At 71.0% G+C, this 17,537-nt stretch carries 19 protein-coding genes; 10 read left to right on the top strand and 9 right to left on the bottom strand.

Annotated features, from left to right (window positions below; all coding sequences use genetic code 11):
* Positions 1 to 162 (bottom strand): hypothetical protein, encoded by a 162-nt coding sequence (locus VNE60_05070; protein ID HVB30882.1) that lies wholly within the window; start codon positions 160 to 162, stop codon positions 1 to 3.
* A 319-nt stretch (positions 163 to 481) separates the two neighbouring features.
* Between VNE60_05070 and VNE60_05075 the strand changes: the two genes are divergently transcribed.
* Genes VNE60_05075 through VNE60_05090 form a run of 4 tightly spaced genes read left to right on the top strand, consistent with a single transcriptional unit; the run spans position 482 to position 2,908 of the window.
* A complete protein-coding gene (locus VNE60_05075) occupies positions 482 to 895 on the top strand; it encodes a 6-carboxytetrahydropterin synthase (GenBank protein HVB30883.1) in 414 nt (137 codons plus the stop codon).
* A 22-nt stretch (positions 896 to 917) separates the two neighbouring features.
* On the top strand, positions 918 to 1,544 hold the full coding sequence (gene folE / locus VNE60_05080; GenBank protein ID HVB30884.1) for a GTP cyclohydrolase I FolE: 627 nt from the start codon (positions 918 to 920) through the stop codon (positions 1,542 to 1,544).
* 3 nt (positions 1,545 to 1,547) lie between these two features.
* A complete protein-coding gene (locus tag VNE60_05085) occupies positions 1,548 to 2,270 on the top strand; it encodes an SDR family oxidoreductase (protein HVB30885.1) in 723 nt (240 codons plus the stop codon).
* Complete coding sequence (locus tag VNE60_05090; protein ID HVB30886.1) at positions 2,270 to 2,908, top strand: hypothetical protein; 639 nt, start codon at positions 2,270 to 2,272, stop codon at positions 2,906 to 2,908. The genes VNE60_05085 and VNE60_05090 overlap by 1 nt, the downstream gene beginning before the upstream one ends.
* A gap of 4 nt (positions 2,909 to 2,912) precedes the next feature.
* On the opposite strand, the gene VNE60_05095 is transcribed toward VNE60_05090, so the two are convergent.
* The 4 genes from VNE60_05095 to VNE60_05110 all read right to left on the bottom strand — a co-directional run bounded on the left by VNE60_05095 (position 2,913) and on the right by VNE60_05110 (position 6,886).
* Positions 2,913 to 4,754 (bottom strand): long-chain fatty acid--CoA ligase, encoded by a 1,842-nt coding sequence (locus VNE60_05095; protein ID HVB30887.1) that lies wholly within the window; start codon positions 4,752 to 4,754, stop codon positions 2,913 to 2,915.
* Positions 4,755 to 4,859: 105 nt separating this feature from the next.
* Complete coding sequence (locus VNE60_05100; protein ID HVB30888.1) at positions 4,860 to 5,663, bottom strand: hypothetical protein; 804 nt, start codon at positions 5,661 to 5,663, stop codon at positions 4,860 to 4,862.
* Entirely contained in the window at positions 5,660 to 6,430 is a 771-nt protein-coding gene (locus tag VNE60_05105) for a ParA family protein (protein ID HVB30889.1), read from the bottom strand. Before VNE60_05105 ends, VNE60_05100 begins: the two co-directional genes overlap by 4 nt.
* Positions 6,431 to 6,886 (bottom strand): tetratricopeptide repeat protein, encoded by a 456-nt coding sequence (locus VNE60_05110; GenBank protein HVB30890.1) that lies wholly within the window; start codon positions 6,884 to 6,886, stop codon positions 6,431 to 6,433. It abuts the gene before it with no gap.
* Positions 6,887 to 7,072: 186 nt separating this feature from the next.
* Here VNE60_05110 and VNE60_05115 point away from each other — a divergent pair, with 186 nt between their 5' ends.
* On the top strand, positions 7,073 to 7,606 hold the full coding sequence (locus tag VNE60_05115; protein ID HVB30891.1) for a phosphoribosyltransferase family protein: 534 nt from the start codon (positions 7,073 to 7,075) through the stop codon (positions 7,604 to 7,606).
* Here the strand turns inward: VNE60_05115 and VNE60_05120 are convergent, their stop codons facing one another.
* The 4 genes from VNE60_05120 to VNE60_05135 are packed head-to-tail and all read right to left on the bottom strand — an operon-like array spanning position 7,607 to position 11,830.
* Entirely contained in the window at positions 7,607 to 8,167 is a 561-nt protein-coding gene (locus VNE60_05120) for a V4R domain-containing protein (GenBank protein ID HVB30892.1), read from the bottom strand. It lies immediately after the preceding gene.
* 13 nt (positions 8,168 to 8,180) lie between these two features.
* Complete coding sequence (gene ligA / locus VNE60_05125; protein ID HVB30893.1) at positions 8,181 to 10,229, bottom strand: NAD-dependent DNA ligase LigA; 2,049 nt, start codon at positions 10,227 to 10,229, stop codon at positions 8,181 to 8,183.
* The gene (locus VNE60_05130) at positions 10,226 to 11,044 is read right to left on the bottom strand and encodes a GAF domain-containing protein (GenBank protein ID HVB30894.1); all 819 of its coding nucleotides are present in this window, start codon (positions 11,042 to 11,044) and stop codon (positions 10,226 to 10,228) included. Before VNE60_05130 ends, ligA begins: the two co-directional genes overlap by 4 nt.
* Positions 11,045 to 11,059: 15 nt before the next feature.
* On the bottom strand, positions 11,060 to 11,830 hold the full coding sequence (locus tag VNE60_05135; GenBank protein ID HVB30895.1) for a hypothetical protein: 771 nt from the start codon (positions 11,828 to 11,830) through the stop codon (positions 11,060 to 11,062).
* Positions 11,831 to 11,940: 110 nt separating this feature from the next.
* Here VNE60_05135 and VNE60_05140 point away from each other — a divergent pair, with 110 nt between their 5' ends.
* From VNE60_05140 to VNE60_05160, 5 genes are all read left to right on the top strand, one after another.
* Positions 11,941 to 13,275, top strand: a complete 1,335-nt coding sequence (locus VNE60_05140) for a thymidine phosphorylase (protein HVB30896.1) — start codon at positions 11,941 to 11,943, stop codon at positions 13,273 to 13,275.
* Complete coding sequence (locus VNE60_05145) at positions 13,272 to 14,750, top strand: glycosyltransferase family 39 protein (protein ID HVB30897.1); 1,479 nt, start codon at positions 13,272 to 13,274, stop codon at positions 14,748 to 14,750. The genes VNE60_05140 and VNE60_05145 overlap by 4 nt, the downstream gene beginning before the upstream one ends.
* Positions 14,747 to 16,777 carry a glycosyltransferase family 39 protein gene (locus VNE60_05150; GenBank protein ID HVB30898.1) on the top strand — a complete coding sequence of 677 codons (2,031 nt, stop codon included), beginning with the start codon at positions 14,747 to 14,749 and terminating at the stop codon, positions 16,775 to 16,777. The genes VNE60_05145 and VNE60_05150 overlap by 4 nt, the downstream gene beginning before the upstream one ends.
* Positions 16,778 to 16,850: 73 nt before the next feature.
* A complete protein-coding gene (locus VNE60_05155) occupies positions 16,851 to 17,108 on the top strand; it encodes a hypothetical protein (GenBank protein ID HVB30899.1) in 258 nt (85 codons plus the stop codon).
* Between the two features lie 67 nt (positions 17,109 to 17,175).
* Complete coding sequence (locus VNE60_05160; protein HVB30900.1) at positions 17,176 to 17,508, top strand: metalloregulator ArsR/SmtB family transcription factor; 333 nt, start codon at positions 17,176 to 17,178, stop codon at positions 17,506 to 17,508.
* Positions 17,509 to 17,537: the final 29 nt, after the last annotated feature.

Genomic DNA, 17,537 nt, shown 5'->3' on the forward strand with positions numbered 1-17,537 from the left:
CTACTGGTGTTTGGGCGTCTTGTCGCGCACCGCGACGCGCCAGATCAGCATCGTCACGCCCACCGTGAGCAGCAGGTGGATCCACCCCGGCCCGTTGAATCCGAGCGCCACCACCGCCCACACGACAATCAGTCCGAGTGCCGCCAGGATACCGAGATCCATGAATTGCCCCGTCGCTAGATGAGGGATAGATTCAATTCCCAGAGTACAACACCCACGGGCGAAGAGCATCGTTTTTGAGCCAACAAGTCCTCCGAGTGGGTTCGATAATCTATACTGACGTCACGCCCCCAGTGCGGGGGAAGGCGGAAAGTGTGGTGAGGACCTCATACATTCGACTGGGCTTCAGAAAACCCTCTTCGTTCCGTCTCCTTCGAGCCCCGCGGGCAACCGCGGGGCTCGTCGTCTCCGCCGGCGCGGGCAGTAGCGCGCAGGGAACCGCCGGCGGCCCCACGGGGTTGATGCACCAGGCGAGGACCAGATGCCACAGGTAACGGTCACGCGGCGGCTGCACTTCAACGCGGCCCACCGCGTTCACAATCCGGCGCTGTCGGACGACGAGAACCGGACGCTGTTCGGGAAGTGCAACAACCCGAACTGGCACGGGCACAATTACGTGCTCGACGTCTCGGTCGCCGGCGCCATCTCGGAGCGCACGGGGTACGTGATGGATCTGGCCGCGCTCAAACGGATCGTCGAGACGCAGGTGATCGACGAGGTCGATCACAAGAACTTCAACCTCGACGTGGACTTCATGCGGGGCACGATTCCGACGAGCGAGAACATCGTCGTCGCCTTCTGGCGGCGGCTCGCGCCGGCGGTGGCGCCGGCGACGCTCACGCGACTCGTGCTCTGGGAGACGCCGAACAACTATGTCGAATACCAAGGGCAGTAGGCGCCCCCCGGGGGCGACGGTGATGTCCATCCTCGAGGCCTCCACGGGGCTGCCGCGGCGCGTGTCGCACGAGACGGCCGACCCCGAGTTCGCCCAACTGGTGCGGCGGCAGATCGAGCTGCTCGGCGAGGACGTCGAGCGCGAAGGCTTGGCCAAGACGCCGGAACGCGTGGCCAAGTCGCTGGCCTGGCTCACGCGCGGCTACCACGAGCGCGTGGAGGACGTGGTGGGCGACGCGCTGTTCGCGTCCGAGGGCCACCGCAACATGGTGATGGTGCGCGACATCGAGCTGTACTCGCTGTGTGAGCACCATCTGCTGCCGTTCTTCGGCAAGGTGCACATCGCGTACATCCCCAACGACCGCATCGTGGGACTGTCCAAGCTGCCGCGCATCGTCGAGGTGTTCGCGCGCCGGCTGCAGGTGCAGGAGCGGCTCACCGAGGAGATCGCGCTGGCCGTGGAGCGCGTGCTCGAGCCGGTGGGGGTGGGTGTGGTCATCGAGGCGTACCACCTGTGCATGATGATGCGCGGCGTGGAGAAGCAGAACTCCAAGACCATCACCAGCGCGCTGCGCGGCTCGTTCCGCGACAACCCGATGACGCGCGACGAGTTCCTCCGTCTGGCCCACACGCCCGTGGCCGCGAGCTGAACCATGGCCGGCCTGCTGGCGGGTCGCACGGCGGTCGTTACCGGCGCCTCCCGGGGCATCGGGATGGCGTGCGCCGCGACGCTCGCCCGCGCCGGAGCCCGCCTGGCCCTCGTCGCCCGGTCGGCCGAACCGCTGCGGCGCATGGCGGCGGAGTTGGGCGGTGACGCGTTCGCCGTGCCCTGCGACGTGGGCGACGCGGGCGCGGTGGACGCCGCGCTCGGCGCCCTTCGCGAGGCGCTGGGCGCCGACGCCCCCGACATCCTCGTGAACAACGCGGGGATCTTCTCGGTGCAGCCGCTGGAGCAGACCTCGCCCGAGGACTTCGCCCGCGCGCTGGGGGTGAACCTCGTGGCGCCCTTCCTGCTGACGCGCGCGCTCCTGCCGGGCATGAAGGCCCGCCGCAGCGGCCACATCGTGACCATCGGTTCGATTGCCGATCACGCGGCGTTCCCGGGCAACGCCGCGTACGCGGCCAGCAAGTACGGCGTGCGCGGCCTGCACGAAGTGCTGCGCGTGGAGCTCCGCGGCACCGGCGTCCGGGCCACGCTCGTGTCGCCGGGCCCGGTGGATACCGATCTCTGGACACCGGCCAACCTCGGCGCGCGGCCCGGCATCCCGGCGCGCCCCGAGATGCTCCCCCCGCAGGCCGTGGCCGACGCGGTCCTGTTCGCGGTCACGCAGGCGGCGGCCGTCAACATCGACGAGCTGCGCCTGTCGCACAGCTGATGTTCATCGAGCTGGTCGATTCGCTCCGCTGCCCGCACCCGCACGAGGAATCGTGGCTCGTGGCGGCCGCCGATCGCATGGACGGCCGCAACATCATGGAGGGCGTGCTCGGCTGTCCGGTGTGCAAGGCGCAGTTCCGCATCACCCAGGGCGTGGCGGATCTGCGCGTGACGCCCGGCCCCCGCCGCGCCGCCGCGCCGGCCGTCGCGCGCGATCCCGAGCAGGCCATGCGGCTGGCGGCGTTCCTCCATCTGAGCGACGGCCGCGGCTACGCGGCGCTGGTGGGCGAATGGACGGCGCATGCGCCGGACATCCAGACGGTGGCCGAGACGCATCTCCTGCTCGTGAATCCGCCGGCCGGCCTGACGATCGCCGCCGGAACGTCGGGGCTGCTCGCCGACGCGCGGCTGCCCGTGGCGGCCGGCAGCGCGCGCGGCCTGGCGGTGGATCAGGACGTGGGCGCGGACTGGCTCGCGTCGGCGCTCGCCGGGGTGCAGGCGGGCGGGCGCGTGGTCGCGCCGGCGACGATGCCGCTGCCCAGCGGCGTCACCGAACTCGCCCGCGACGCGGCGGTGTGGGTGGCGGAGCGGGCCCCGGAGCCGAGCGGCCTCGTGTCGCTCGGCCGCGGCGGCCGCTGACCGCTCAGGCCGGGTCGCCGGGCTCAGGTTCCTCGCGATACAACTCGTCGATCACCGATTTGTACGCGCGGTCCACCACGCGGCGCTTCACCTTGAGCGTGGGCGTCAACTCGCCGCGCTCGAGGCTGAAGTCGTGCTCGAGCAGGCCCACTTTCTTGGGTTGCTCGTAGCGCGCCAGGTGCGCGGTCTTGGAGAAGACCTCCTTCTCCATCTTCGCCTGCACGGTGGGCATCGTGAGCAGTTGGGCGCGATCGGTCCAGAGCAGGTTCTTGTACTTGGCCCACTTCTCGAGCTGCTCCCAGTTGGGGACGACGAGGACGATCGGGAACTTCCGCTTGTCGCCGATCATCACCACCTGCGAGATGTACTTGTTGGTCCTGATCTCATTCTCGATCGGCTGCGGGGCGATGTTCTTGCCGCCCGCGGTGACGATGATGTCCTTCTTGCGATCGGTGATGCGCAGGAAGTCGTTCTCGAGCAGCCCGATGTCGCCGGTGAAGAACCAGCCGTCCTTGTCGAGCACTTCGGCGGTGGCGTCGGGTTGGCCGAAATAGCCTTTCATGACGTGCGGGCCGCGGGTGAGGATCTCGCCATCGGCCGCGATCTGCACTTCCACGCCGGGCACCGGCTTGCCCACCGAGCCGATGCGGAAGTCCTTGGGCGTGTTCACGCAGATCACTGGCGACGTCTCGGTGAGCCCGTAGCCCTCGAGGATCACGAGGCCCGCCGCGTAGAAGAACTTGTTGATCTCGGGCGCCAGCGGCGCGCCGCCGGACACGAAGTAGCGCATGCGCCCGCCGGTGCGGGCCTGCAGTTTGGAGAACACGAGGTGCTGGGCAATGGTGTACTGCAGCGCCAGCAGGCCACCGGGCTCGCGGCCGGCCAGCTTCTGGTCGGCCCATCGGTCCGCCACGCGCCGCGCCCAGAAGAAGATCTGCTTCTTGGCGCCGCCGCCGGCGAGCGCGTTCTCGAGCACGCGGGCGTACATCTTCTCGTACAGCCGCGGCACGGAGAGCACGAGCGTGGGGCGCACCTCGGCGAGGTTGATCGGCACCGTGTCGATGGACTCGGCGTATGCGATCGACGTGCCGGTGGCCAGCATCAGGTAGTGGCCGGCCATGCGCTCGAACACGTGCGACAGCGGCAGGAAGCTGAGGCAGGTATCGTGCCCCGTGAACGGGATGACCTCCCTGGCGGCCATCACGTTGGAGTACAGGTTGTCGTGCGACAGCATCACGCCCTTGGGCTTGCCGGTGGTGCCCGAGGTGTAGATGATCGTGGCCAGATGATCGGGCTCCACCGCCATCGCGCCGCGGCGGAACGCGTCCTCGCGCGCCGGGGTCAACGCCGCGGCCCCGTTGGCTTCGAGTTCGAGCAGTGTGTGGTCCACTCCGGGTTCCCGCACGTCGTTGAACCCGATCACGTGCTGGAGCGTGGGACATTCCTGGCGGACGGCGGCGATCTTGGCCGCCTGTTCGGCGGTGGAGACGAACGCGGCCACGGCGCGGGAATCCTGGATGATGTAGGCGGCCGCTTCTGGCGTCTCGTTGGGATAGATCGGCACGTCGGTGACGCCGCTGGCCAGACAGGCGAAGTCGGCGATCGCCCACTCGGGACGGTTCTCGGACAGCAGCACCACGCGGTCGCCGTGGCGCACGCCCAGCTCGGCCAGTCCGATCGCCGCGTGGCGCACGCGGCTGAACAGCGTGCCGTGCGAGATGGGCTCGTAGCGCCCGTTCACCTTCACCTGCAGCGCGTCGGGCTTGTCGTATCGCGTGACGGCGTCAAAGAACAGGTGATTCAGCGTGCCCGGTTGGGAATTGCGGGGGCCTCCGGTCGCGATCATCGACGCCTCCAGCAGAGTTGATGAGCGGGCGGGTTGCTGCTCGCTCTCCCCAAGTTACGCCGAGTTCACCAACGGATGAAGGGACGCCCGCGGTCGGGATTCCGTTCAGCGAATCCTGGAGCCCGACGCCACGGTTGACTTGATCGGCACGACGAACCGGATGGGGCTGCCCCGCAGCGGCACTCCCCGGTAGCTGGCCGTGGCGGTGACCACGAAGCTGTCGGGGGCCGACGGGACGGCCAGCGCGGCGGGGCGCACGCGAATGGTGGGCGCCACCTGGCCGCTGGTGTTGGTCGTATCCGCGGTGGTGGGCGTGCCCGACGCGCCCAGCAGGATGCCGGTGACGGCGTTGTTGAAGCCGGGCGGCGCGCTCACGATGGCGTAGCGGACGATCACCGCCTGCACGCCTTGCGGTGGGACGAGTCCGGTGGCCAGCACGGTGGCGCCCAGCGCGGCACTCCTCGCCGTCGTATCGGTGGGCGCCCAGGTGACCGTCGCGAGGGTCGTCGCGCCGGTCGGCCCGATCGAATCGGGCAGCGGCGTGACGCTCAGATTCGCGGCCGAGGTCTGCAGCGTGCCGACGGTGGCCACGATGCGCACCGGCGACGGGCGCACGCTGTCGCCGATCACGTAGCCGTCCGGCGTCACATGGGCTCCCGGATCGAGCACCACGTACGTGGGCACCACGGTCGTGATCGTGTCGCCCTCGCCGTGCAGTCCGAACGCCACCACGCGCAGCGGCGCGGCGCGTCCCGTGCTGTCCCGCAGGGTGTCGCCCGCCACGACGCCGGGCGACGGGAGCAGTATCGGCGAGAGCGCCAGCACGCCGTCGACCGGCGCCGGGATGGCGCGGCAGCCGATGCCGATCGCCGCCGCCGCGGCTGCCAGGGCCACGAGACGATACCTCATCCGGCCATCCGTGTGGCGAGCACGTCGGCGAGGGCGGTGTATGCCACCGACGCCTCATCGGCCGGGGAGCGCACCACCACGGGCTGGCCGGCGGCGAACGCTTCCACCGTGGCGGCGGTGCGCGGAATCGTCACGTCGAACACGAGATCGGCCGGCAGATGCTGGCGGACATAGGCGGCGATCCGCGTCGAGAGGGCATTGTGTTCCTCGAACATCGTGAGGATGATACCCTCGAGCTTGAGTTTTGGATGCTCGGCCACGGCGGTCCGGATGCCTTTGAGGATCTGCGACGTGGTCTGGAGCGCCAACGGCTCGCACTGGAGCGGCACGAGGACGCGATCCGCCACGCCGAGCACGCGATGAACCACGGGTCCGAGGCCGGGCGGCGTGTCCACGATCACCAGGTAGCCGCGATCACGGGCGAGTGCGAGCAGTTCGCCGAGCCGGGTGGAGCTGGCCACCAGCGCCTGATAGGCGCCGTGATCGCCGCTGTCGGCCACCGAGCCCGCGAGGAGCACGCGCAGAAAGGGCAGCGCCGTGCCGCGCACGATGTCCTTGAGCTCGCGGGCCCCGGTGAGGTAGTCGGCGATGCCGGGTCCGGTGCCGGGACCCTGCAGCCCCACGCCGAACCGCACCGAGCCCTGCGGATCCATGTCCACGAGCAGCGTCTTCACGCCGCGCTGGGCGAACGCGGCCGCGACGTTGATCGCGGTCGTCGTCTTGCCCACGCCTCCCTTCTGACTCACCACGGCCAGGATGCGCTGCACTTATGGCTCGAGTTCCGGGGGGGTGGCGTCGGCGCCGGACCGCAGTTCGGACAGCGTCTGCCGGGCGTGCTGCACCCAGCGCTCGGTGTCTCCGCCGGAGGGCGCGATGCCGAGAAACGCATCCAGGTGCTCCATGGCGCCGGCGCGGTCGTCGCGCTTGAGCAGCAGGAACGCCAGTCCGTAGTGCGCGCCGCCGAGTTCCGGCGCGAGTTCGAGCGCGCGGCGGTAGCAGCGGACCGCGTCCTCCAGCCGCGAGGTGCGGGAGTACGCGATGGCCATGTTCTGGAGGATCTTGGGGTCGTTCGGGTGATCGCGCAACGCGAGCCGGTACGACGTCAGCGCGGCGTCGTAATCCCCCTGGCGCTCGAGCGCCAGCGCTTCGTTCAGATAGTCGAGGCGCTGCGGCTTGAGGTCAGATTTCGACTTGCCGCCGAGTAGGCGGCTCCACCAAGACATTCGGCGATTGATGAGGCGGATGAGGGATGTATGGCGAACGCACGCCGACGTGCGCAGCCCGAGCGCAAAGCTACCGAGTGTGACCACCCGGAGCAACGGTGGTGGCGTGGCGCCGCATGCTTCCAGCGCCGCCTGTTGCCATGTACCTTCCCAAAGAACCGTCTGCTCCCCGCCCCAGGAGGACCCATGTCGCCGCGCAAGACCACGGTCGAACCTTCACAGGGCGTGTTCAATGTCGAATGGCCGCTGTTCGGGGAGCTGTCGCGCAGCCTGGCCCTCAAGGTAGCCCGCGGTTACGCCCCGGACATCGTCATCGGGGTGGCCACGGCGGGGGTGGTGCCCGGCGCCGTGATCGCCGCCATCCTCGACGTGGAGTTCCACTCGATCCTGGTGAGCCGCCGCTACCGCTCGGACCATGTGCGCGAGACGCCGGCGGTGTTCGGGCAGGTGCCGCACGAGGTGCGCGGCCGCAAGGTGCTGCTCGTGGACGAGACCTGCGATTCGGGCGCCACGATGCGCCTGGCCGTGTCGGCGGTGGTGAACGCCGGCGCCGCGGAGGTGCGCACGGCGGTGGCGTTCCGCACCGGCGATTACGTGCCAGACTTCCACGCCATCGCCACGCAGAGCACGGTCATCCTGCCCTGGGACCGCGAGGTCCTGGTGGACGGCGAGCTCGTGCCCAACCCGCGGTACGCCGAGGCGCTCGAAGAGCTGGGCTAGCTACACCGAGGCGGCGACGGCGTCTTCATAGGCGACGCCGCGGCTCATCTCCTCGTACACGTGGTGCAGGGCGTCGGTGCTCCCGAGCAGGAACCGGCAGCGCGGGGCGCCCATCGAGCGGCACTCCACTTCCATGACCGCCATCGGCGTGTCGGCCAGCCGGCCGAAGAAGTCGGCGAACATGCCGGTGGTCAGATGGCACCCCGGAAATTCCATGGCCGCCTGCGGGTCGGCCTCGCCCCAGTCGGCGCTGTCGAGCGTGCCCACGGCGCCGTGCAGCGTGCCGAGGGCGATCGAGCCCCAGCCCAGGTCGCGGAAGAACTCGCTGGCGCAGCGCTGGAAGTCGTCGGCGGCGATGGACGCGGCCGGTCCGTAGCCGTTGCGCACGCTCCATTCGCCGAATGCCGAGAACAGCGCGCCGCCGCCGGCATAGCCCGCCTCCTGGAGATAGTTGGCGGCGTCGGCCCCCAGGTCGCGGAACAGCGCGGCGCGCAACGCGGCCAGTGCGTCGCGCGTGAGCGCGATCATGCCACTGCCGGCAAGCGGGATGGATTGGGTCATCGTTGGTCTCCGGTTACGGGGCTACGCGTCGCAACAGCTCCGCTTCATCGATCGCTTCCACACCAAGGGCCACCGCCCTCTCGAGCTTCCCGCCCGCCTCGTCGCCGGCCACCACCGCGGTGGTCTTCTTCGAGACGCTCTCCGTCACGCGTCCGCCATTGGCCTCGATCAGTTCCCGGGCCTGGCTGCGCGAGAGCGTGGGGAGCGTTCCTGTGATGACGAACGTCTGCCCCGCGAGGGCACTCCCCGAGCCGGCGGGCGTGGGTTCGCTCGGATTGACCCCGGCCGCGGCCAGCCGCTCCAGCAGGTGGTCGGCCGCGGGATCCCGCAGGTACGCCACCACCGAATCGGCGATCGTCTGGCCGATGCCGCGCACGGCCACGATCTCCTCGGCGCCGGCCTCGCGCCGGGCGGCGTCCTGCAGGGCGCCGAGCGTGCCGAAGTGCCGGGCCAGGAGCTGTGCCGCCCCCGCGCCCACGTGGCGGATGCCGAGCCCGAACAGGAGCCGCGACAGGGGCTGGGCGCGCGATGCGTCGATCGCCGCCACCAACCCCTCGGCGCTCTTCGCGGCGAACCGCTCCAGCGCCGTGAGATGATCGGCCCGCAACGTGTAGAGGTCGGCGGCGTCGCGCACCAGTCCGGCGCGCACGAGTTGCTCCAGGCGCGCGTACGACAGGCCGCGGATGTCCATCGCCTCGCGCGACGCGAAGTGCGCGAGCCCTTCCAGCCGCCGGCCCGGACAGCCGACGTTGGGGCAGTAGATGGCCACCTCCTCCTCGTCGCGGCGCACCGGCGTGGCGCACACCGGGCACGCCGCCGGGGGCACGAACGGAACCGGCGGATGGTCGGGGTCGCGTTGCTCCGGGATCGGCCCGATCACCTGGGGAATCACGTCGCCGGCGCGCTTGACCTGCACGCGGTCGCCCTCCCGCAGATCCTTGTCGCGGATGCGGTCGAAGTTGTGCAGCGTGGCCATGCGCACCGTCGTGCCGCCGATCTCCACCGGTTCGAGCTCGGCATACGGATTGAGCGAGCCGGTGCGTCCCACGTTCACGCCGATGCGGACGAGGCGCGTCTCGGCGATGTCGGGCGCGAACTTGCGGGCGATCGCCCAGCGCGGCTCGCGCCCGCCGATCACCCCCAGCTCCTCCTGCAGGGCGAGCGCGTCGACCTTCACCACCCCGCCGTCGATCGCGAAGTCCAGTTCGGCGCGCACCTCGTGCTCCACGTGCCGGGCCCAGGCGTGCACGTCGTCGAGCGTCGCGCCGCGGGCGCGGCGCGGCGCCACCGGAAAGCCCCACGTCTCGAGCAGGTCGAGCAGTTCCCACTGCGTCGCCACCGGGAGCGCGGCGCCGTCGGGGAGCGCCGCCGAGTAGCCGAAGAAGCGCAGCGGCCGCTGCGCCGACACGGCCGGGTCGAGCTGCCGCAGCGCGCCGGCGGCGGAGTTGCGCGGGTTGGCGAACACCGGCTCGCCGGCGCGCACGCGCTCCTCGTTCATGCGCTCGAACCCGCTGAACGGCATGTACACCTCGCCGCGCACCTCGACCAGCGCCGGATGCCGGTCGCCGCGCAGTCGCAGCGGGATGTCGTGCACGGTGCGCAGATTGGGCGTCACGTCCTCGCCCACCGCGCCGTTGCCGCGGGTGGCGCCGGTGACGAGCACGCCGTCGCGGTAGGTGAGCGACACCGCGGCGCCGTCGATCTTGAGTTCGCAGGTGTACCCGCCGCGCCGCACGTCGTCGGCCACCACCCGCGCGATGCGCTCCTCCCATGCCGCGAGCTCGGCTTCGGTGAACGCGTTGCCCAGCGAGATCATCGGCACCAGGTGCGCGTGCTTGCGGAACTGGCTCTGCGGCGCGGTGCCCACGCGCTGCGTGGGCGAGTCGGGCGTGCGCAGCGCGGGATGCGCGGCCTCCAGGGCCTGCAACTCGCGGAACAGGGCGTCAAACGCCCGGTCCTCGATCGAGGGCCGATCGAGGACGTAGTACTCGTAACTCGCGCGCTCGAGCTGCTCGCGGAGGGTCGCGGCGCGCGCCGCGGCTTCCGCCGGGACGCCACTCACCCCTTGGCCTCTTCGTCGAGCACCTGCATGGCCACCGAGACCAGGCGATCGATCTCGTCGTCGGACGCGCGCGACAGGGCGGCGCCCGACCACACCTCGGCCTCGCCGGCCGCGTGCCGGTCGAGCAGCCGGCGGAGGAAGGCGAGCAGGGCCATGCGTTGCACCTCCGCCCGGCGCTCCGATTGCGACGTGTCCTTCTGCGTGCGCATGGCCGCCTCGAACCGATGCGCGTTGCGCAGCGCCTTGGCGGTGAGCGACGCCACCACCTGGCAGAAGTGGACGTCGGCGTCGCTGAACGGCTGCGCGTCGCGCTCGGTGCGGAGGAAGATCGCGCCGATCACCGCGCCCTGCCATTGGATGGGCACGACGATGATCGACCGCACGTTGCGCGTATCCAGCGCCGGCTTCACGGCCCGGAACATCGGGTCGCTGGCCGCGTCGGGGATGAACACCGTCTCCCCCGACTCGAACGCCCGCTGCAACTCCGGATAGCGCTTGAGATCCACGACGAGGTTGCGGATGGTCGGGTCCTCGTAGCTGGCCACCAGCCGCACCTCGTCCTTGTTGCCCGACAGGAAGATCGCGCAGCGGTCGAGCCCGAACGCCTCGCCGAGCTTGCGGGCGATGGCCTGCAGGATGTCCACGAAGTGGAGCGACGAGGAGATCTCCTGCAGGATGTCCACGACGGCGATCAGGTGGTCGCGTTCGCGCTGCAGGTCGGCGATGCGGCTGCGCAGACGTTCGACTTCCTGCGCCGCCGGCTCGTTCCCGTCGTCGCGCGCGGCCGCGGGGGCGTTGTCGATGCTCGAATCCATGAGATGCCGTCCGTGTTACTGGAGCTTGGCCAGCGCCTGTTCGGCCTGGTGCTTGTAGTGGCTGTCGTTGTACTCGGTGGCCGGCAGCTTGAGCGCCAGATCGTACTGGGCACGGGCCCTGGCCTTGTCGCCCACGTCGGCGTACACCCCGGCCAGGTTGAGGTGGTGCACGATGCGGTTGGGCTGCAGCGCCACGGCGTGCTCCAGATCATTTTGGGCGTTTGCCCAGTTGGCCTGGCCGAACACCTGGCCGCCGAGCAGGTTCTTGGCGATGAACCGCGTGAACCCGCTGAGCCGCATGATCTCGGCGTTCCACACCCCCATCACGTCCCACGCGCCGTCGTCGAGCGAGTCGAGCTTCAGGGCCTCGAGCGCCTGCTCCCGCACCTGCTTGGCGTATTTCACCCGGCCGCTCGGGCCCTGGGTGAGGGCCGCCCGCCCGAGCGCGCGGGCCAGCGTGAAGTGGGTCACCGACAGATTGGGGTTCGCTTGCACGGCGCGCGTGGCGTATTGTTCACCGAGTTTGAACAGGCTGTCGCGGGCCTGGTTCTGGTTCGAGAAACCGGCGGCCTCCCCCAGATCGACGGCTTCCCGCGACGCCTTCCACAGCGCTTCGGCATTGGTGGAGTCCAGCGTGATCGCTTCCTGATAGTGCGCCAACGCGCTCGTCGCGTTGAGCGAGGCAAAGGCACTGTCGCCGCGGGCGATCTCGACGGCCGCCGACTGGGCCGACGCGACGCGGGCGACGCAGAGCACGGCGGCGATGGCCGCGATGTGGATTCTCATGAGGACCACTCCTGAGGGGGTCGGACGCGGGACTCCGATCTCCGCCCGCCTCGTGGCGAACGGTGTCCCGCGTCTCACGTCAACGTTAGGAATACCCCGTAGAACGGTCAATGGACGCACGACAGCTCATCGAACGCAAACGCGACGGCGGCCGCCTCGCGCCCGACGAATGGACCGCCTTCATCCGCGCGTACGCGGCGGGGCAGATCACCGACTATCAGATGTCGGCGTTCCTCATGGCGTGCTTCATCCGCGGCCTCGATCGCGGCGAGACGGCGGCCCTCACCGACGCCATGCTGGGCAGCGGCGGCCGGCTCGAACTCGGCCACCTGGGCAAGGCCCGCATCGACAAGCACTCCACCGGCGGCGTCGGCGACAAGGTGTCGCTGATCCTGGCTCCGCTGGTCTCGTGCCTGGGGGTTGCCGTGCCGATGATGTCGGGGCGCGGACTGGGCCATACGGGCGGCACGCTCGACAAGCTCGAGGCCATTCCCGGATTCCGCACCCGCCTGTCGCTGGCCGAAGCCCGCGCCGAGCTGGAGGCCATCGGGTGCGCGCTGATCGGCCAGACGGAGGAGATCGCGCCGGCCGATCGCAAGATGTACGCGCTGCGCGATGCCACGGCCACGGTGGAGTCCATCCCGCTCATCTCGGCGAGCATCATGAGCAAGAAGCTCGCCGAAGGGCTCACCGGCCTGGTCCTCGACGTGAAGCGCGGGTCGGGGGCATTCCTGCCCGAGCTGGATGCCGAGCTGGAACTGGCCGGCACCATGGTGTCGCTGGGCGCGGATCACGGGTGCCCGGTGGTGGCGCTGCTGACGGCGATGGACCGGCCGCTGGGCCGCGCCTGCGGCAACGCGCTGGAGACCGAGGAGGCCATCCACGCGCTGCGCGGCGAGGGACCGCCGGACCTCATGGACGTGACGTATGCGTTGGGCGCCGAGATGTTGCTGCTGGCCGGCGCCGCCGCCGACGGCGCCGACGCGCGGCGCCGCCTCGAGGGCGCGATCGCGGGCGGGCAGGCCGCCCGGCAGTTCCAGCGGATCATCGAGGCGCAGGGCGGCAATCCCGCCGTGGTGGACGATCCGGCGCTGCTGCCGCAGGCCCGCGAGTGCGAACTGTTCGCGGCGCCGCGACGGGGATTCGTGGCCCGCATCGAGCCGCGCGCCATCGGGTACGGCGTGACCACGCTGGGCGGTGGCCGCACGACGGTGGCCGACGTGATCGATCCGACGGTGGGGTTCGTGATCACCGCCAAGCCCGGCGACTGGGTGGAGGCCGGCGAGGCGCTGGCCACCGTATTCGCGCGCGACGCCCGCGGCGTGGCGGCCGGCCGCGCGTGCCTCGCCGGGGCGATCGTCATCGCCGACGACGCCGAGCCGCCGCTGCCGCTGATCTCGCACCGCGTGAGCCAGGCGGGCGTCGAGCGGTACGCGTCGCGATGATCGCCGCGCTGCGCGCGTGGTGGGAGGGCGAGGACGCCGCCGCCCGCGGCGCCCTGGTGCTGATCGTGCTCGCCGCCGCGGTGGCGCGCGCGGCATCGCTCGGCCAACCCATGCGCTACGACGAGTCGGTCACGTTTCTCTATTTCATCGGCCGGCCGTGGGGCACCGCGATCAGCTCGTATCAGTTTCCCAACAACCATCTGCTCTATACCGTGGCCGCCAAGCTGACGTCCCTGCTCGGCGGCGGGGCCGCCTGGGCGCTGCGGCTGCCGGCGTTCGTGGCCGGCGTGGCGATCGTGCCGCTCACGTACGCGGTGGGGCGCGCGCTGTTCACCAGAGCGTCGGGCCTCATCGGCGCCGCGCTCGCGGCCGGCTCGACGCCGCTCATCCTGTATTCGGCCAACGCGCGCGGGTATGCGTTCGTGGTCGCGGCGTATCTGGGGCTGCTGCTCATCGCGGCGCGCATCCGCGACGCGGGCGCCACGCGGCGGCGGTGGATCGCGTTCGCGCTGGTCGGGGGCGCGGGCCTGGCGACGATCCCCGTGATGCTGTATCCGCTGGGCGCGGTGGCGCTCTGGCTGGCGCTCGCGCTCGTCGTGGAGCGCGGCGCGGCCGCGGGGCCCACGCTGGCGGGGCTGGCCGCGGCGCTCGCCGGCGCGGGGCTGGTGGCGCTCGTCGCCTACGCGCCGATCCTCGGCGCCAATGGCCTGGCGGCGCTCACCGCCAACAAGTTCGTGGCCGCGTCGTCGTGGCCGCATTTCTATCGGGAACTGCTTCCCGGAATCGCGGACGCCCTCGCCAGTTGGGGGCAGCCATTCCCGCTTCCCGTGGCCGTGCTCCTCGCGCTGGCCGCCGCGGCCGGCGCCGCGGGGTCCATGCGCATCACGCGCGAGGGCGTGTCGGTGCTGCTGGCCGCGTACGTGTGGAGCGCCGCGCTGCTCATCGCCACGCACCGCGCGCCCTTTCCGCGCACCTGGCTCTGGCTGGTGCCGGTGGCCGCGCTGCTCGTGGGCGTGGCGGGCGATCGCGTGCTGCGCCTGCCCTGGCTGTCGCGTGCGGCATCGCACGTGCCGGCGATCTCGGCGGCGGCCGCCCTGGCCGCCGTGGCGTGGGGCATCGAGACGCACGCCGTGGCCCGGTCGCTCGACACCGGCGTGTTCCAGGGCGCGCACGACGTGGCCCAGGCCCTCGCCACGCGGGCGCAGCGGGGCGACCGCGTGCTGGCGTGGATCCCGTCCAACGCGCCGCTGCAGTATTACATGTTGCGCGCCGGCGCCGACACCAGCCTCCTGTCCACGCCCGACAGCGCCACCACCCGTGAGATCATCGTGTTGAACGAGAACTATGGACAGTCCGTGCCGTGGGCCGTCGCCGTCGGGATGGTGGACACGGCCCGGTTCGGCCCCATCGCGCCGGCCATGCACGCGCGCGACGGCGACGTGTACGTGGCGGAACTCAAGGCGGGCCACCCATGACGCCGCGCGAGACCCGCGACCGCGTGGAGGTGCCGCCGCTGGCGATCGCCGCCGCGGCCTTCCTGTTGATCGTCGGGCTGTTCCCACTGCCGATGATCATCCCCAACAACGGCGCCTACTGGGGCGAGATGGTGCGCTACTGGCTGGGCGCCACCCTGCTCCTGGTGGGGCCCGTGCTCGCCCTCGCCGCGCTGCCGCTGCCCTGGCTGCGCGCGCTGCCGGCGCGCCTGATGGCCCTGCTGCGGCGGCCGTCGCCGCTCGCGTTCGCCGTGCTCGTGGGCGCGGCGTTCATCGGCTTCGCCCTCGCGCTCTCGCATTACGCGTATCACTTCGCCCCCACCACGGCCGACGAGATCGCCCAGCTCTGGCACGCCCGCATCCTCGCGCACGGCCGGTTCGTCCTGCCCGCCGACCCCAATGCCCAGTTCTTCTCGGTGGACAACGTCATCGATCGTGGCGCGTGGTATTCGGAGTACCCGATCGGCGGCCCGCTGGTGCTCACGCTCGGGTACCTGATGCACGCGCCCTGGCTGCTCGATCCGCTGCTCGGCGGGCTGACCGCGGTGGCGCTGTATCACTTCGCGCGCCGCGCCTACGGCGAGACCGAGGGCCGCGCCGCGGCCGTGCTGTTCGCGCTCACGCCGGTCGCGCTGCTGATGTCGGCCAGTTACATGAACCACGTGCCGGTGCTCTTCCTCGCCGCGCTCTCGCTCGCCCTGCTCACCGAGTGGGAGCGCGCGGCGTCGCGCCGCCGGTCGGCCGGCCTGGCGGCGCTGATCGGCCTCGCGCTCGGATTCATGGCCACCATCCGTCCGCTCGACGCCGTGGTGGTGTCGGTGGTGATCGGCGTGTTCCAGCTGGCGATCATCCGGCGGACGCCGGCCCGGTGGCGGGATCTCGGCGTGCAGGCGCTGGCCGGCGCCGTCGGCGTGGCGCCGCTGCTCTACGGCAACTGGGTCACCACCCACGGGATGTTCCATTTTGCGTATGAAGTCCTGTGGGGGCCGGGGCACCGGCTGGGCTTCCACGTCGATCCGCAGGGCGTGGCGCATACGCCGCTCCGCGCCCTCGCCCTGGCGGCCAAGTACGTGAGCGAGACGAACAACTTCGTGATGGGATGGCCGGTGCCGGCGCTCGTCGTGGCGATCATCGCGCTCGTCAGCCTGCGGCGCACCACGCGGTGGGATGCGTTGCTGCTCGGGCTGTTCGGCGCCCAGGTGCTCGCCTACGCCCTGTACTGGCACGACGGCGAGTTCCTCGGGCCGCGTTTTCTCTACACGGCGCTGCCGATGCTCGTCGTGCTCCTCGCCCGGGCGCCGTTCATCGTCGCCGATCGGTACGGCGGCTACTGGCGCCATGCCGCGCCGCTCGCCGCGCTGGCCTGCATCGGCGTGGGCTGGCTCGTGCCCATGCTGCCCTACGGCGCGCTCGGACTCGCCGGCCAGGTCCGCGAGGCGCGCACCACGTTCAAGCTGGATCTCGCCGCCGCAACGCGCGCCGCCAACGCCCACCACGCGCTGGTCTTCGTGCACGAACCGTTCAGCGGGCGGCTCGTGCGCCGCCTGTGGGGCGTGGGCTTCACGCGCAGCGCCGCCGCGCAGGTGATGACGCGCGACGATGCGTGCTCCGTGCTCGAGGCCGTCCGCGCCGCCGAGGCCGACTCCGCCGCGCCGACCGCCGCGCGCGTGGCCGCGGCCACGCAGCGCATCGCCACCTATGCGCCGGGCGCCGACGCCATCCACGCCGTGGATCCCAGCATCCACATCTCCTCCCCCCAATCGCTCACCCCGGCGTGCAAGGAGGAACTCGGCGCCGACGCGCGCTACGGCGCGCTGCCGTTCGGCGTCGGCCTGCTGCTCGAACCCATCGGACCCGACGGCCGGCTCGCCGGCGACGTCATCTACGCCGTGGACCTGGGCGAGCGCAATGCCGCGCTCCGCGCGCGGTTCGGCGACCGCACCTGGTATCGCGCCTACGTGGCGCGGGATGCCGCCGGCACGCCGCACGTCGTGGTGGCCCGGTACTGACGGCACTCGACGCTGCGCACGGGGTATGGCAGATTAGGGGCAGATCCACACGCTCAATACGGAGACGTTGCCGATGCCGAAGTTCATCGCCCGCCTGCTGGGACTGGGGGCGTACATCGCCTGCGGCGGAATCGCGGCGATCTATGTGATGGTCGCGTTCGTGAGCCGCGACACGACCACCGGCGGCATGGACGTGACCATGACCCACGTGACCTGGCTGGCCTTGGGCGGCGTCACGCTGGCCATCATGTTCGTGCATCACGTCATCGGCCGGCAGTTCCTGCTCATCGCCCGCGAAGGCGACGCGCCCCAGCCGCTCGGCGCCCGCTGACCGCACACATCCGGCTGCGGCCGCTCGGCCACTTGACGAATCAAAAACCGTTGATATAATTATCGCCATGCCAACGGCCGTCGCCCACGATCTCGACCGCGCGTCGCAACTCTTCCACGCGCTCTCCGACCCCACGCGTCTCGCGGTGATGGAGATGCTGCGCGGCGGCGAGCGGTGCGTGTGCGAGTTGCAGGACGAACTCGGGGCCGCGCAGTCGCGGCTGTCGTTCCACCTCCGCGTGCTCAAGGACGCGGGGCTGGTCACCGACCGCCGCGACGGCCGATGGGCGTACTACGCCATCGCGTCGGCCGCCGTGGCCGAGGTGCATGACCTGGCGGTGTCGCTCGAGCCCAGGCAGGGCGGGCTCCCCACGCTCCGCCGCGGACGCTGCTGTACCTGATTCCCTCGCATGATCCCGGCCACCGGCCG

The sequence above is a fragment of the Gemmatimonadaceae bacterium genome (assembly GCA_035533755.1).
In the GTDB taxonomy this organism is placed as follows: Bacteria; Gemmatimonadota; Gemmatimonadetes; order Gemmatimonadales; family Gemmatimonadaceae; genus JAGWRI01.